General features: G+C 37.6%; 13 protein-coding genes and 2 pseudogenes. 7 read left to right on the top strand and 8 right to left on the bottom strand.

Annotated elements, in window-relative coordinates; translation table 11 throughout:
• The first annotated feature begins 400 nt into the window (after window positions 1-400).
• Window positions 401-706 (top strand): hypothetical protein, encoded by a 306-nt coding sequence (locus SC79_RS04505; protein ID WP_082022541.1) that lies wholly within the window; start codon window positions 401-403, stop codon window positions 704-706.
• A 595-nt stretch (window positions 707-1,301) separates the two neighbouring features.
• Here SC79_RS04505 and SC79_RS04500 read toward each other — a convergent pair.
• Both SC79_RS04500 and SC79_RS04495 read right to left on the bottom strand, forming a co-directional pair.
• Window positions 1,302-1,736 carry a dUTP diphosphatase gene (locus tag SC79_RS04500; protein ID WP_039074050.1) on the bottom strand — a complete coding sequence of 145 codons (435 nt, stop codon included), beginning with the start codon at window positions 1,734-1,736 and terminating at the stop codon, window positions 1,302-1,304.
• 27 nt (window positions 1,737-1,763) lie between these two features.
• Window positions 1,764-2,188 (bottom strand): annotated as a pseudogene (locus tag SC79_RS04495) (DUF2691 family protein).
• A gap of 372 nt (window positions 2,189-2,560) precedes the next feature.
• On the opposite strand from SC79_RS04495, the gene alr reads away from it, so the two are divergent.
• Window positions 2,561-3,745, top strand: coding sequence for an alanine racemase (gene alr, locus SC79_RS04490; RefSeq protein ID WP_039074049.1), 1,185 nt, complete (start codon window positions 2,561-2,563; stop codon window positions 3,743-3,745).
• Between the two features lie 586 nt (window positions 3,746-4,331).
• Here the strand turns inward: alr and xylB are convergent.
• Both xylB and xylA read right to left on the bottom strand, forming a co-directional pair.
• Window positions 4,332-5,837 carry a xylulokinase gene (gene xylB, locus SC79_RS04485; protein ID WP_039074048.1) on the bottom strand — a complete coding sequence of 502 codons (1,506 nt, stop codon included), beginning with the start codon at window positions 5,835-5,837 and terminating at the stop codon, window positions 4,332-4,334.
• 160 nt (window positions 5,838-5,997) lie between these two features.
• Window positions 5,998-7,335, bottom strand: coding sequence for a xylose isomerase (gene xylA, locus SC79_RS04480; protein ID WP_039074047.1), 1,338 nt, complete (start codon window positions 7,333-7,335; stop codon window positions 5,998-6,000).
• Window positions 7,336-7,586: 251 nt separating this feature from the next.
• On the opposite strand from xylA, the gene xylR reads away from it, so the two are divergent.
• Complete coding sequence (xylR, locus tag SC79_RS04475; protein ID WP_039074046.1) at window positions 7,587-8,738, top strand: transcriptional repressor XylR; 1,152 nt, start codon at window positions 7,587-7,589, stop codon at window positions 8,736-8,738.
• A 148-nt stretch (window positions 8,739-8,886) separates the two neighbouring features.
• Here the strand turns inward: xylR and xynB are convergent, their stop codons facing one another.
• The 4 genes and pseudogenes from xynB to SC79_RS21240 all read right to left on the bottom strand — a co-directional run.
• Complete coding sequence (gene xynB, locus SC79_RS04470; RefSeq protein ID WP_039074045.1) at window positions 8,887-10,488, bottom strand: xylan 1,4-beta-xylosidase; 1,602 nt, start codon at window positions 10,486-10,488, stop codon at window positions 8,887-8,889.
• A 30-nt stretch (window positions 10,489-10,518) separates the two neighbouring features.
• A complete protein-coding gene (locus SC79_RS04465; protein WP_039074044.1) occupies window positions 10,519-11,910 on the bottom strand; it encodes an MFS transporter in 1,392 nt (463 codons plus the stop codon).
• 733 nt (window positions 11,911-12,643) lie between these two features.
• On the bottom strand, window positions 12,644-13,135 hold the full coding sequence (locus SC79_RS04460; protein WP_039074043.1) for a hypothetical protein: 492 nt from the start codon (window positions 13,133-13,135) through the stop codon (window positions 12,644-12,646).
• Window positions 13,136-13,310: 175 nt separating this feature from the next.
• Window positions 13,311-13,505 (bottom strand): annotated as a pseudogene (locus tag SC79_RS21240) (UPF0715 family protein); the annotation flags it as partial.
• A 336-nt stretch (window positions 13,506-13,841) separates the two neighbouring features.
• Here SC79_RS21240 and SC79_RS21235 point away from each other — a divergent pair.
• From SC79_RS21235 to SC79_RS04440, 4 genes are all read left to right on the top strand, one after another.
• Window positions 13,842-14,075, top strand: a complete 234-nt coding sequence (locus tag SC79_RS21235) for a hypothetical protein (RefSeq protein WP_039074042.1) — start codon at window positions 13,842-13,844, stop codon at window positions 14,073-14,075.
• Between the two features lie 333 nt (window positions 14,076-14,408).
• Complete coding sequence (locus SC79_RS21585; RefSeq protein WP_371807367.1) at window positions 14,409-14,528, top strand: phage holin; 120 nt, start codon at window positions 14,409-14,411, stop codon at window positions 14,526-14,528.
• Between the two features lie 128 nt (window positions 14,529-14,656).
• Entirely contained in the window at window positions 14,657-15,793 is a 1,137-nt protein-coding gene (locus tag SC79_RS04445) for a response regulator aspartate phosphatase (RefSeq protein WP_039074041.1), read from the top strand.
• Window positions 15,783-15,959 carry a hypothetical protein gene (locus tag SC79_RS04440; protein ID WP_039074040.1) on the top strand — a complete coding sequence of 59 codons (177 nt, stop codon included), beginning with the start codon at window positions 15,783-15,785 and terminating at the stop codon, window positions 15,957-15,959. The genes SC79_RS04445 and SC79_RS04440 overlap by 11 nt, the downstream gene beginning before the upstream one ends.
• The last annotated feature ends 22 nt before the right edge of the window (window positions 15,960-15,981 follow it).

Here is a 15,981-nt window from a genome sequence, read left to right as displayed (position 1 = left end):
TAAGTATAAAGCTTCTACACTTCCTCTGCTGTTCCATCGCAGTCACTACTGTCAATGGCAGCTCAAATTCAAACCACATCTCCTTTTATTCAATGATCAGCAACAAACATACCTTTACTTATGTTCGCCAATGTTCCAATACCTCCTACAATTTTTCCTGCCAGTTTTCTTGATTAGCATGACAGCATACTCACTAAGGATTGTTCGTCAATCTCTTGAAATAAAGAAAACCCTTCTTCTAATATTACTCCCATTCATTGTGATGGAATCCGTTCTCCTAACTAATTAGTAACAGATGTATCAGAAACAGCCCTATTTGTAAACTAGTATTAAATTTGACCATACCAATTGATTTAAACCACATATATTAATTTCGAATATAATCAAAGGAGGAATTTAAGTGGGGTATTATAAAAAATATAAAGAAGAGTACTACACTTGGAAGAAAAAGTATTACAAAAAGTATTACGACCATGACAAAAAGCATTGTGATCACGACAAAAAGCATTATGACCATGACAAAAAGTATTGTGATCACGACAAAAAGCATTATGACCATGACAAAAAGTATTGTGATCACGACAAAAAGCATTATGATCATGACAAAAAGCATTGTGATGAACATGATTATCATTATGACAAAAAATATTATGATGACGATGATTATTATTATGATTATGTCAAATCGTATAAAAAATATCACTAAAACTCTTACACATCTATTTCCTTCCTCGGTGACAGACCGGGGCTTTTTTTATGATATTTGTCGAGGATATCAGTATGTATTGGTCAGTCTAGCATTATTTCATCTTGTATGTTGAACTTGGCTCAATGAGTTCAATGACTAAAGAATACATCTCATTTAACAATTTAGCTTGTAATTAGTATTATTGCTAGTATTTAGTGAACCACCCCTACTATTTAAAACTATTATTTTGTAGAGATGCTTAATCCATCGACATTTTTATCACAAAATGGTAAAAATTAATATTAAAAATGTGAATATTCAAGAAAGGAAGCGTTGATATGTATATGAGTATTATCATATTAGCATCCATGCTTTTATGGGGTGCAGTGATCCATGAACTAAATAAACCTTCAAAAACGCAAAGCACCCGAAAAATTGTTTCTTTGACATCTTTAGGTTCTTTTTCAACTTTAGTTATTACGATTTTACTTTTTCAAAACTTCCCATTTTAACATTATAATACATTATTCATTTTTGAATACGATAAGGTGTGCCTTGGCTAACCCTCCATGAAATGAATCCTCCTTCAGAAAATCAGCCAAGGTTATTGCTTTTACTTCGTTCCCGTAGAACCGTGTCCGCCTCTATCTACATTGCCTAAATGCTCCACTTCAATCAATTCAACTGCCGGCATCTTTTTCATGATTCTGAACTGGCAGATCCGATCTCCTTTTTTCATTTCAGTATCCCGTAACGCATAAGCGGGGAAAAACCAGAAATCGCCGTCACCCTTGTATGACTCATCGATAACACCCATTGAGTTTGTTTGAATAACGCCAAAGTTTTTATATGTACTTGAACGGGGAACGACATGTGCTTCATAGCCTTCGGGCAATTCCATAGCTACACCTAATGGGACAAGTTTAAATTCACCTTTTTTCATTGCAACCTCTTCAGCTGCTCGAAGATCAATCCAATCTCCTTGCTCAATTTTGCTGATTCTTGTTTGTGTTTCATCTAGATATTTGATTTTTATTTGCATTGTCATTTGTATGACTCCTTTAAGATTATTGAGTTACCACACGGTAAGACTTGTTCTTGTGCCGTTTTCTTCAGTTATCAATTGAGCTTCTTCAAAATTATTCTGTAAAGCATTGGAGAAAAGTTTTTCAATGGCATTTCTGTCTTTGCAATATATTTCAACATAGCTGCTATCTGCCAACAATAGGACAAGTTCGCAACTGCTTTCGCAAATGGAAATGCTTGCAGTTCAACGAAAATGGTATAGTACTGATTTGTTTCTAACCGATTCGCAAAGTCAGTCCCTTCAACAATTGCGTAATCATTAAAAAGCTCCTCATTATCTAGCTCTCCGTCTATAACAAAATAAGATTCTCCACTCGTAAGCCACATATAATTAGATATGTCAAAATGCTGAAGCATCCTCCATAAATAAACACCGTATTCATTCGGTATTTGAAAGTGAACTCCCCTTAACATATATACTCCTCTCTTACATTTACTCCATTGTTAGGTTCCTTTTACACGAAATCGACTGCCATTTGATACCGATCTTCTTTCTTCTGAATACTCATTTCATAAATTTTCGCGTCTGTAACAAAAGGCGCCCCGTATTTTCCAGGTTTTTATCAATAATAGCCAGTCTTACTCTTTATGGGGGATTTCCCATTAATGAAATCCTGCTGGAGCCAGCGTCGGCATTGATAAGCACCTTCTTCTCTATCATAGATTTACTATTGAATGATTTCAAATGAAGTTGAATAAAATAAAATTGAACGTATCCAACAATTAACAATTTATGTTATCGCTATATGCGTTTTTTATTATTCCATAAGAAAGAAGGAAACCTTGATGACAAAGCTTTGCCGAGAAGTTTGGATCGAAGTCAATCTTGATGCCATAAAAAAAAACTTGCGAGCGATTCGCCGCCATATTCCTAATAAGAGCAAAATTATGGCTGTCGTAAAAGCAAACGGTTATGGCCATGGAGCTGTAGAAGTGGCGCGCCATGCTCTGGAGCACGGAGCGAGTGAGCTCGCTGTTGCCAGCGTAGAGGAGGGAATCGTTTTACGAAAAGCGGGCATTACAGCACCTATCCTTGTGCTTGGTTTTACATCCCTTAGTTGTGTGAAAAAATCAGCGGATTGGAATATAGAGTTAACCGCATTCCAGGCTGATTGGATTCAAAACGCGAACAAGATATTGGAAAACGAAGATAGTGCTAATCAATTGGGTATTCATATTAATGTAGACACCGGAATGGGACGATTAGGTGTACGCACAAAAGAAAAACTTTTAGCAGTAGTGAATGCAGTAACAGCAAGTAAACTCCTAAGATGGGCAGGCATCTATACACATTTTTCAACAGCTGATGAACCAGACACTACACTAACCAAGCTGCAGCACGATACATTTATCAGTTTTCTCAGCTTCTTAAAAAAACAAGAAATTGAATTGCCTACCGTGCATATGTGCAACACGGCTGCAGCGATCGCTTTTCCAGAATATAGTGCTGATATGATTCGTTTAGGCATCGGCATGTATGGCTTATACCCTTCAGACTATATTAAACAACTAGGCCTCGTGAAGCTTGAACCTGCATTAAGTTTAAAAGCGCGCATCGCTTATGTAAAAACCATGCGGACAGAACCCCGAACCGTTAGCTATGGGGCTACATACATCGCAGAACCCGATGAAGTCATCGCTACACTCCCGGTCGGCTATGCTGACGGTTATTCCCGTGAACTTTCCAATCGCGGAATTGTTCTTCATCGCGGAAGACGAGTGCGAGTGGCGGGGAGAGTGACAATGGATATGATCATGGTTAGTTTAGGTGAGGACGGTGAAGGTAAACAAGGAGAGGAAGTCGTGATTTACGGTCAGCAAAAAGGAGCTGAGATCACCGTTGATGAAGTTGCTGACATGCTTAATACGATTAACTACGAAGTGGTGTCAACATTAAGCCGCCGCATCCCTCGTTTTTATATAAGAGATGGTGAGATTTTCAAGGTATCAACCCCAGTAATGTACGTGTAGGGTTTTCTTGCGTTTTTTGCACGTTATGCTGACCAAGATTCTAACGGGGGAATTTACTTTTCCAAAACCTACATGTAATGCGCCCAATTAATGTTTGATATACGTCAAGAACTGATTTTTCATGGTATTTTTATCGTGTCGACAACGAAAATGCTCTTTGCGTTCTTTACATGTACACCCCTTCGTTTCCGGCATGATTTTGTGCAAAAACCATCACAAAGTTTGCTATCCAAAGAAAAAAGACTTATCCGAGAACTAAGTTTTCTTCATCTTCGAGGAAATGTTTCCGCTCGATAAAGACCGCTCTCCTTGTCTGATCTCTTGCCTAGTTGTGTGTTTTTTCTGCTTCTGCACGCTTATCTTCTTGAATTTATTTAAGACATACAGCGTCTCATGATCAAAAGGGATTAGTAGATGTTTTATAATACTCTATATTTTTTATCTGTTTTAGTAACTCATTATAGATAGAGTCAATCGTGCTTTTTAAGCTTGTTGAATGATATAGAAACAGCGAAAACACCCCTTGCGTTAACGTGAGGGGTGTTGTGCGTAAACATAATACACTATTTACGTCCCGCACTTCTCATTAGGCTTTTGCTTTTCGAAAGCTCTTCAAAGCCGAATTGAGATCCTTTGTTTGGCTGTAAACTTTCTTATACAAATCAAATAGTGTTTTATATTTTTGAACATTTTGTTCCTTTGGGTAAAATACAGCAGCCTCACGGATGAACTGCTCTGCACATTCTTCAAGGGATTCAAACCACCTACTTCCAAAAGCAGCTAACATAGCGGCCCCCATGGCTGGGCCTTGTTCATTTTCTAACTGAATCACCCTCACATTGAAAATATCTGCCTGCATTTGAAGCCACGATTCATTTTTAGCTCCCCCACCGATAGAAACAACAGTATGAATTGATTTTCCCGATTCGCGAAATAGCTCAATTGATTCATGTAAAGAGAATGTGATGCCTTCCATTACTGCCCTCACAAAATGCTCTCTTTTATGAGCTCCATCTATTCCGATAAAACTTCCCCGAATAGAAGAATCCGCATGCGGCGTTCTTTCACCAACCAAATAAGGAGTGTATAATAGTCCATTTGCTCCTATCGGAATGGATTCCACCCCCTGCAGTAATTGCTCAAACGATTCGTTTGGTGCAAACGTTCTTTTAAACCAGTCCAAGCTGTATCCTGCAGCAAGCGTGACTCCCATCGTATAAAAAGAATCCTTTTTTCCATGATGAAAAAAATGCACTTTCCCTTTAAAATCTCTTTCATTGCCTTCTTCGCAGGAAAGTATGACCCCTGACGTCCCAATACTGCATAGTGTTTTTTCTGATGAGAGGATACCGGCTCCGATAGCACCACAAGCGTTATCTGCTCCCCCAGCGTACACTTTTGTTTTTTCCAATAGCCCCGTCTCCGCCGCAACGTTAGGAAGCAGCGATCCTACACATTCATGAGATTCAACAAGCGGAGGACAAATAGCTGCAGAAATACCAAATTGGTTACAAATATCATCACTCCACTCCCTGCGAGTCATATGTAAAAGTAAAGTTCCTGCCGCATCGGAGTAGTCGGTGTGAATCGCACCAGTCATACGGAATCTCACATAGTCCTTCGGAAGTAAAAAAACAGCAGTTTTTTTAAAAAGTTCAGGTTCATGTTCCTTCACCCATAACATTTTTGGTAATGTAAACCCTTCCAGAACACGGTTTTTTGTGATGCCAAGCAGAAGATCGCCGCATTCCTCGGTCATCCTCTTACATTGAGGCGTCGTTCTGGTATCATTCCAAAGAATGGCATGACGTAACACCTGTTTATCTTGGTCAAGCAGGACCAACCCATGCATTTGTCCTGAATAGCTTATGCCGTCAATGTCCTTGGCTCCAACGTTAGATATAGAAACCAATTCAGCCAATGCAACAATTGTTTGCTGCACCCAGTCTTCAGGATTTTGCTCACTATATCCAGCCTTCTCTTGAATGAGCGGATAACTTTTGGACGTTTCTGCACAAACCTTGCCGTTTTGATTGACTAAAATCGTTTTAACAGCACTCGTTCCAAGATCTATTCCAATGACATACTTCATGTTTTCACCTCTTACCCTTATAAAAACCATTCACTCTAAATAAATGCCCAGTTATAGAAATGACCCGTCATAACAATAAGCAATAGTTAAGGAATCATGACGGGTAGTCTCAAGTATTGGCTATCATGTTAAACCTTTTTATAGCAGTTCTCTTAATCTGTTATACTTCTAAAATGTATTGGTTCAATATAGCTTTTAATCGCTCCTGTCTTCCTGATTCGTTTTTAATCGCTTTATGATTTAGCGCATATTGCTCAAGAGTATGGAAATTAGCTCTTCCTTCTGTAATTTCAAGACCAATTCCTTCAGTAAAGCTGCGATAACGATGTTGAATCACATCATCAAACACACGATCTTCGATTAATTTATGAGCTACTCTCAACCCTCTTGCAAATGCATCCATCCCCGCAATATGGGCATGCACTAAATCATCAGGCTCAAAAGACGATCTGCTGACCTTCGCGTCAAAGTTTAATCCACCGCTACCAAGGCCGCCATTTTGCAGGATCTCGTACATCGCTAATGTCGTAGAATATAAATCTGTCGGAAATTCATCCGTGTCCCAGCCTAAAAGAGGATGACCTTGGTTCGCGTCAACAGAGCCAAGCAGACCATGTACTCTTGCTATGCGTAATTCATGTTCAAATGTATGCCCGGCTAATGTGGCATGATTGGCTTCGAGATTTAATTTAAAATGACTGTCTAAGCCATATTGCTTTAAAAAGGCAATGGTTGTTGCTGCATCTGTATCATATTGATGAGTGGTCGGCTCTTTTGGTTTTGGTTCAATCAAAAACTGCCCTGTATATCCGATTTCCTTCGCATAATCCACTGCCATATGCATAAATCTGGCCAAATTATCAAGCTCAAATTTCAAATCGGTATTTAACAGTGTTTCGTATCCTTCACGGCCGCCCCAAAACACATAATTCTCAGCGCCAAGTTCTTTTGCTGTTTCTAGCCCTTTTTTTACTTGTGCTGCAGCATACGCAAACACATCTGCATTGCAGGAAGTCGCGGCACCATGAACGAAACGGGGATTCGTGAACATGTTTGCAGTATTCCATAATAGCTTAACGTTGCTGGTTCTCATGTATTCTTTCAACATGCTCACGATACTGTCTACATTTTGATTCGTCTCTTTTAACGTACTTCCTTCCGGTGCAATATCTCGGTCATGAAAAGCAAAATATGGTGCATCCAGTTTTTCAAAAAGCTCAAATGCTGCATCTACTCTCGCCTTGGCCAGATCCATTCCTTTATACTGATCCCACGGTCTTTGCATCGTAGCCGCTCCAAAAACGTCTGTGCCATCAGCGGTAAATGTATGCCAATAAGCAATCGAAAAACGTAAATGCTCTCTCATCGTTTTTCCGCCAATTACTTCTTTAGCATTATAATATTTAAATGCTAAAGGATTAGTGGATTCTGTCCCTTCGTAAACCACTTTGTTTACGCTTTCAAAATAGTTAACTGAACTAGAATGAGATTGAACCATGTGATTTCCCCCTTAAAAATAAATTCAGGCGCATTTTATGTCATATGGTAAGTAAGCTGTTTATTAGTTTGTTGACTAAACAAACTAACTTATTTTCATCTTATATAACCTCATCCGTATTTTCAATATTTTTTTCGTTTTTTATGAACACATTAGATATAATAAGGGTAAGATTCGATATGTACCATGTTTCATACTGAACACATAAAATGTCAACTTAATTTATAGGTTATACAAATGGAGTGGATGAAGTGGTTATCGCAGATCAAACCTTTGTCAAAAAAGTAAATCAAAAATTATTATTAAAAGAAATACTTAAGAACTCACCTATTTCAAGAGCGAAATTATCTGAAAAGACTGGATTAAATAAATCAACTGTTTCATCACAGGTAAACACATTAATGAAAGAAAACCTTGTATTTGAAATCGGCCAGGGCCAATCAAGCGGCGGCAGAAGACCTGTCATGCTTGTTTTTAATCAAAAGGCGGGATACTCCGTAGGGATAGACGTTGGTGTGGATTATATTAATGGCATTTTAACAGACCTTGAAGGGACGATCGTCCTGGATCAACACCACCATTTGGAATGTCATTCTCCAGAAATAACGAAAGACATTCTAGTGAATATGATTCATCACTTTATAACACATATGCCACAATCTCCGTACGGGCTTATTGGTATAGGCATATGCGTTCCTGGGCTCATTGATGAAAATCAAAAAATTGTTTTCACTCCGAACTCCAACTGGAGAAATATTGACTTAAAACCTTTCATTCAAGAGACGTTCAATGTTCCTGTTTTTATTGAAAATGAGGCAAATGCCGGTGCATATGGAGAAAAAGTATTCGGTGCTGCAAAAAATCACGAAAACATTATTTATGCAAGTATTAGTACAGGAATAGGGATCGGTGTCATTATCAACAATCATTTATATAGAGGGGTAAGCGGATTCTCTGGAGAAATGGGACATATGACAATAGACTTTAATGGCCCTAAATGCAGTTGCGGAAACCGAGGCTGCTGGGAATTGTATGCATCGGAGAAGGCTTTATTAACATCTCTTCAGACGAAAGAGAAAAAAGTGTCCACTCAAGATATCATAGACCGCGCCCATCTGAATGATATTGGAACTTTAAACGCGCTACAAAATTTTGGATTCTATTTAGGCATAGGCCTTACCAATATTTTAAATACGTTCAACCCACAAGCCATCATTTTAAGAAACACCATAATTGAATCGCATCCAATGGTTTTACATTCAATTAGAAGTGAAGTGTCATCCAGGGGTTATTCCCAATTAGCCAATAGCTATGAGTTATTGCCATCTTCCTTAGGAAAGAGTGCACCGGCATTAGGAATGTCTTCTATTGTGATTGAACATTTTCTAGATATCGTTACATGATGAATTGTACAACACGCTATGTTCTATGCTCATCTTTCGAAGATGAGTTTTTGTTTTGCTGATTTCATGAATAAGACCATTTTATTAAGGATACCTTCTCCTATGAAAAAGGAGTTCTTCACTAGAAGTCTCCTTTTTCAGGTGTATATTATTTTTCTTTATAACGAAAATATCTAAAGTCGGCCGGAATATGGTTTCCGCTGGTATCTTGACATTGCATTCCTACAAAAGCACCTGTGAAGAAGCCTCCTCCACGAATATAATCATCTGATAATTTTTTCGATTCCAATGCAATGTCAATTTTTCTCCAATCTTCTTTGTTAAACGAATAGAAATAATAATAGTTTTCCTTTTCAACGCTTACTCTTAGATAGATATACTTTACCTCATGGGGAATCACAATTTTATTTTTCAACGGCTGTGAAAAAGAGAAGTTATCACATATTGTTAATTCAAGAATACGGCCAAGTTCTTCATCATGCGTGACTTGAAGAGCCGTCCAGTTTTCGGTATTGTAGTAGTTCACCAATCCGGCGGCTTGTTGAAAATTCTCCGGATAAAACTCAACTGCAGTTTCTGCTTCAAAATGGAGACTTTGCCAGCGTCTGGCGACAAATGCCTGAGTAAATGTCGAGGTTAATGATTCATGACCGTATAATCGCAAATGATTTGGCACTTGAGTCAACGAGCCTAGTTCATTTGTAAACGGGATCCTTAACGTTTGAAAATGAATATTTAATGTTGGATCTACGAATTCATCAACTTCCGGGTAGGTTGCTGGAAACACCTTTTCTGATACAGCCGGGGCTTCTACCTCCAAGCTTCCTTCTTTTCCACCTGCTACATAAGGCCATTCATCTTTCCAATAGAGTTTTTGAATAGCTGTTTCTCTGCCCAAAGGACAATATCCTCTCTGCTGAAAAATGGAATCATCGTCAGGATGTATAGGACGCCCTGTTAAATGAGCTACATACCACTCACCTGTATGTGTTTGAACAATGGAGGCATGTCCACATTTTTGCAGCGGATTTTCTGGGTCATGCCACGACGTTAAGAGTGGATTATCGGGATGAACTTCATATGGCCCTTCAATATTTGCAGAACGGGCAATTGTAGCAGCGTGTTCGAACCGTGTTCCTCCTTCTGCAGTTAATAAATAATAATAGTTCCCGATACGATAAAGGTGCGGAGCTTCTGTCAGTTTTCTATTCGTTCCTTTAAATATAACTTTCGGTTTACCAATTAATGTTTGCGCCTTATCAGAATACTCTTGTATAACTATTCCTCCGAAAGAGTGCCGGTCAATACGCTGATCCCATAACATATTTAATAAATATTTTTTCCCATCTGTATCATGAAATAAAGATGCATCAAACCCCGAGCTATTTAATGTAATCGGTTCTCCCCAGTCACCATTAACCGTTTCACAAGTCACCAAATAATTGTGACAATCTTTCCAAGCGCCATCTACGACCTTAACATCCGTATAGACCAGCCAAAACCTTCCGTCGCTATAACTTAAACATGGCGCCCAAACCCCACCTGAGTTAGGGTTTCCTTTCATGTCTAATTGTGAAACTCTCTGTAATGGATGTGCAACTAAGTGCCAATTCACTAAATCTTTTGAGTGATGTATCTGTACTCCTGGAAACCACTCAAATGTAGATACAGCGATATAATAATCCTCTCCTACCCTACAAATACTTGGATCGGGATTGAATCCTTTAAGTACTGGATTGATAATCTTCATTTGGGACTCCTCCTCAGTTTATTTCCTTTTTTAAGCTTTGAAATCATCAATATGATCCAAATAAACTTTGTCTCTATTCTCTAATTCTCGAAGCATATTTTTATATTTTTTCTCATCTAAGTTATAGAAATGAATATCGATCATGGCTAAAACAAGCAAAATCGCGGGAATAATGGTTGTTGTAATTAAAATTCCAGTTAATGCCTCGGGCGTTTGTGCCTGGTTTGCCACATATCCAAACTTATCAAGAACCAATCCCGGTACAACCCCTCCCAAGGCCATGCCAAATTTAAAGAAAAATCCGATGATCGCGTATATGAGCCCGCCCATTCTTTTCCCAGTCCTATACTCTCCATATTCTATTGTTTCAGGAATGAGCGCCCACATATATCCCCCGGCAGTGAGGCTTCCAGCAGCAGCGATTAATCGAAAGAAGAGTATGAGGTATATATTACTTGGCGGAACAAACAGTAAAGCTAGGAGGCCGATTATATTCAGTAATAATGCATAGTTTAGTAATTTCTTCTTCCCCAATCGCTGATGAAGCTTTGGAATAAACGGTAAAATGACCAATGCAGGCAAGCTTCCTATCAAACCGTACCACTTCACTAAATCCTCTCTTCCTAAGTTATACGTCACGTAATAAATGCCAACTGAATTACTGATTGAATTCACTCCGAAAATGATAATAAAGAAAATACTTAATACAACAAGGGGACGATTCACATGAAATTGCTCAAATATATCAGAGAATTTAATTTTCTCTTCAGATTTTTGAAGAGTGACACGCTCTTTTGTGCTTTTAAAACAAAAGATTAAAAGGAACGCGCCTATCATACCCAAAATACCCATGGTTAGTTGCCAGCCAAGAGATTCGTTACCGGAAATATCGCTTAAATAGGCAGCCAGTAAGGGAACAAAAAAAGCAACGACAAGGCCTCCAAGATTTGCAAATAGCATGCGAACGGATGTTATGCTAACAACTTCTTGATTATTTCTAGTCATTGCAGAAGTTAACGCGCCATATGGAACGTTTATCATTGTATATGTAAGCGACAAGCCAACATAGGTGATATAGGCATATAGTAATTTCCCCATATCCGAAAAATCTGGAGTTGTAAAACAGAGTATGGCCAGTATGACAAATGGGAAAGCTCCGAATAATAGATACGGTCTAAAGCGTCCAAATCTGCTGTTCGTTCTGTCTACCATTGTTCCAATAAAAGGATCAGCGAGAGCGTCAATTATTCTAACCACTAAAAACATCGTGCCGGCTGTTGCCGCCGATAAACCAAATACATCTGTATAGAAGAACAAAAGGTAAGTAGACACCGTTGCATAAATTAAATTACATGCGAAATCCCCGGACGCATATCCAACTTTTTCAACCATCCTAATCTTCTTTACATTTTCACTGAGCATGATTACTCCCCTTTTCGATCCTTTAATATGGAACAGTAAGAAATGGAAAAATCTCTTCAGACTTATGCCCAGTGTTTATAAAAGCGCTTTCAAAAAAAGGTGTTGAAAATCTTAGTGGTTACTTTACTGAGCATTATCATCCTCTAAATCGTGATCAGCAAGCAGTACATTCATCTGTTGGTCATCGAGCCTCTCCCCCTTTTAATCCGTATTGAATAAGAACTTATCTTATGGACAACTGTAAGTTCATTTCATTAGTTTGTTGATCAAACAAACTAACTTGGTTTAATATTATAAAATCCTTTCAGCTTTTTCAACGTTTTTTTCAGATAAATCATATCGCCCTGAGATAAATCTTGATTTGGGGCTTGTTTTTTTATATCGTTTCTCAATATGTAAGAAACCTCATCATCAATTCATGTGTTTTTGTTGTTTACTATATGGCAAAGATGATCTAAACGAAACAAGGAATTGGTAAGCGGGAAGTAGAGTTTGGTACATATGATCGCAGAGATAATTGGAAGGCTGTTAGCTACCGCTTATGTCAAGTCTGTTGACGGGTATCTGAATGGCCGAGGAGCTAATCACAAGGTTAAACAGAAACACACAACGGTTTAAATCAGATAAGCACCAAGTGCAAAATAAAAGAAACCGAAGTTCGTCCTCCCCAACATCAACTGAGAAACACAACCGTTTACACATTGTATTGAGCTAGGAAGAACTATCCGATTGGCTATCCAAATGAACTAATGTTGTCGTGCAGTAAAAATATCAGGGCCTCTACCATTTCCTTTTCTAAGTCATTATTATTTAAATCGAATAATGTGCCACAACCGCTTCCTATAAATCCACCGTAGTAATACCATAAATCAATTGTAAAAGCGTCTACATCTTCATCTTCATTGGCAGTTACAGGTCTAAAATGAATTGTGACTTGGGAACGGTATTCTTTTTCCAAGCACCTCTCAGCTGTTAAATCACTTATCACATCTCCATCTATATCTCTACAAATTTTAATGCTGAGGTTACGTTTGCCATGACCTTCAAAAACATCTGTGTATTTACGCTGCAATTTTTCTGCCACTACTTCCCCTAAGCCTTCCAACGCAAATATTTTTTGTTTTAATTCCAGGTTTATACCCTTCGCTAGCACATGCAAATAGCCATCCGCTTCTGGTCTTTGATTTTTCTTTGTCTTGAATAAAGGTCTTAAAGCTTTCCGCACAGCGTTGTCCTCCTTACAGTTTAAAGCGATACTAAACCCCAGAAAGAATGCGAAGGAACTCTCTGGGTATAGTGGCTTTATGAAATTCTATCATTTTTTCGTTTTCCCTACTTTTCCTCCTCTAATAGAATGAAAGGAATAACGATGTAAAATCTTGTGGGTGAAAGTTCAAGACCTAAGGAGCCTTAAGCAGAAAAACTGAATCCCAGATCCAAAAGATTACAGCAAATGAGAAGCTAAATAAGTAAATTTCGTATCCCATTAGAAAATCAAAGAGTTTTTTCGAATCAGTCATTACAGCGAAGACTAACCAAACGAAGAAGGAAAAGAGTAAGTATATAAGCAAATATTTCATGTTAAACCTTTTTGGTTTACGATTTAATAAATATTAAACAGGTGCTGCAAAAATGAAATAACAGATATAGAGAATAATACTTATGACGAAGTATGGAATGTAGCCATCATAACCAATACCACAAACATACACAACGGCAGCTGATAATGCAGACAAAACATGAACAAAAATGATCCTCAAAACTTGCATGTGAATAGCCCCTTTCATAACATAAGCTTCTTTTATAGAAAAACGAACATTTGTCCCATTAAAATCAATTGGTTGATAGAGTATTTGATTGCTTTATCTTTTTCTTTAGCATCATGTTTTAATACACACCAAATCGGATAAAAATCTCTAGAGGTGATTTCTTTGAATGATGATCACAAAGTTACTTATTTTTCTTCATTTATTTTTTCAACAATCATGGTATTGCTGGTTGCCAGCTTTCCACAATACACTTCTTGGTTTGTAACTATTTTCTTTCTCGGTTTTGCTCTGATTTACACATTCCAAAGACATAAAACAAGTTCCTCAAAAGCAATTGCTTATATTTCGTATTTATTATGCATTGTTTCATTAACTTACACTTTAGTTAATATATAATAGCAATCCTCCATTTCTGTGAGGGTCTTTCCTTACATTTATTTTCTCAGCAGCTTTTGGCTCACCCCTATCTGTCATGATAAAGCTACCATATCCAATTTTTTCCTTCGAACTTTCATATATTGTAACTGTGACGTGTCTAGCATCGGCCATTTTAAACCCTTTACGGTCTTTACAATATGCAACAGGATATGAACAACTGCGGCTAAAGCATATTTTTCAAATTTTGTCTACATACTCGGTTCCTGCTGATTCCCAGTCATTAGCAGATGTTTTACTATTTTGACTGTTAAACGCTGAGGCTGTTTTCTGTACATTAAACGGGTTGACCATTTGACAGAGGAATTTAACACTCTTCTAACTTTTTTATCTGCAATGGGTATCATTGTTAACCCAACAACTTCAGGTATTTCTGATAGTGAACAAGCAATAGATTATGATTCACCAAGATAAAGCCCCTACCCTTCTCTTAATTGAGGAGGGTACTTTTTTCGTTTTTTAAGATAACGTTAATCTTCCTTATTCATTTAAATATGATAAAATATTACATGTGTAGACATTTGAATATAGGAGGGCTTGTGTTGGAGCAAATGATCTCTTCTTCAAAAGTTGGAGTGAAAATAAATGAGTGGTATAAATACATAAGATTATTTAGTGTCCCAGATTCAGAAATATTGAAAGCTGAGGTTGAGGAAGAAATAAGGCATATGAAGGAAGACCAAGACTTATTGCTGTATTATTCTCTCATGTGTTTTCGTCATCAGCTAATGCTCGATTACCTAGAACCTAAGTCATTGAATGAAGAACGCCCTAAAATTTCAGACTTATTAGAAAAGATCGAGAGTAGTCAAACTGATTTGAAAGGGATTCTTGAATATTATTTTAACTTTTTCCGTGGAATGTATGAATTTGAACAATACGAATATCTTAATGCCATAAGCTTTTATAAGCAAGCCGAGAGAAAATTATCACTTGTTGCAGATGAGATTGAACGAGCAGAATTCCACTACAAGGTTGCAGAAATTTATTATCATATGAAGCAAACTCATATGTCGATGCATCACATTGTTCAAGCAATCGATAGTTATAAAGCACATGAAAACTACACTGTAAGAGTTATTCAATGCTCATTTGTCATCGGTCTAAATTATTTGGATATGGACTTCCCTGAAAAAGCGATCCCTCATTTTAAAGATGCTTTAGATAAAGCAAGAGAAATCGATATGTCACGAATAATCGGATCATCTCTGTACAATCTTGGCTTATGTTCATTTGCTGAGGAAGCTTATGAAAAAGCAGCTGAGTACTTTAAGGAGGGTATAAGAGTATACCAGGATAATGGGTATGAGCACTCAAATCGTTTATTGGACATCTTACTTATGTTGACAAAAACCACATTTAAGATGAGAAATCACTCCGAGGGAATTTCATGGTGTGCACATGGTCTGTCTTTGTCAGAAGAATTAAACGATGAGATCATGGCCAAAATGTTTGAATTCATTCATGCCCTATATGTAGATAACGACAAAGGAAAATTAAGTTCGATTCTAAATGATTTAGAATTAAAGTCAATGTTTTCAGACGTGGAGGATTTAGCAGCAGATGCAGCGAAGTATTACAATGAAAAAGAAGACCATAAAGTGGCTGTTGCTTATTATGAGAAAGTGCTTTATGCCCGTAAACAAATTCAGAGAGGGGATTGTCTTTATGAAACTTAAGCATGCATCTGTTTTTATTCTAGCAATTGTTTTAATTGGATTTGTAAGCATTTATTTAACTAACATTCAAAAAGGTGTCCAAGAAGCACGCAGAGGACATACAGCCAGTATTGGTTTTACTGATGGTCATTCGTATGAAATTGCAAGCAGAGGACATACTTCTTAATATGTTTTTCTTACCCCCTCCA

This window comes from Bacillus sp. MSP13, assembly GCF_000815295.1.
GTDB lineage: Bacteria > Bacillota > Bacilli > Bacillales > Bacillaceae > Bacillus > Bacillus vallismortis.
This window is presented reverse-complemented; position numbering and strand designations above follow the sequence as displayed.

Excerpts from the sequence above, each read along its gene's own strand:
- SC79_RS04500 (WP_039074050.1), bottom strand. The coding sequence starts at position 1,736 with ATGACAATGCAAATAAAAATCAAATATCTAGATGAAACACAAACAAGA.
- alr (WP_039074049.1), top strand. The coding sequence starts at position 2,561 with ATGACAAAGCTTTGCCGAGAAGTTTGGATCGAAGTCAATCTTGATGCC.
- xylB (WP_039074048.1), bottom strand. The coding sequence starts at position 5,837 with ATGAAGTATGTCATTGGAATAGATCTTGGAACGAGTGCTGTTAAAACG.
- xylA (WP_039074047.1), bottom strand. The coding sequence starts at position 7,335 with ATGGTTCAATCTCATTCTAGTTCAGTTAACTATTTTGAAAGCGTAAAC.
- xynB (WP_039074045.1), bottom strand. The coding sequence starts at position 10,488 with ATGAAGATTATCAATCCAGTACTTAAAGGATTCAATCCCGATCCAAGT.
- SC79_RS04465 (WP_039074044.1), bottom strand. The coding sequence starts at position 11,910 with ATGCTCAGTGAAAATGTAAAGAAGATTAGGATGGTTGAAAAAGTTGGA.
- SC79_RS04440 (WP_039074040.1), top strand. The coding sequence starts at position 15,783 with ATGAAACTTAAGCATGCATCTGTTTTTATTCTAGCAATTGTTTTAATT.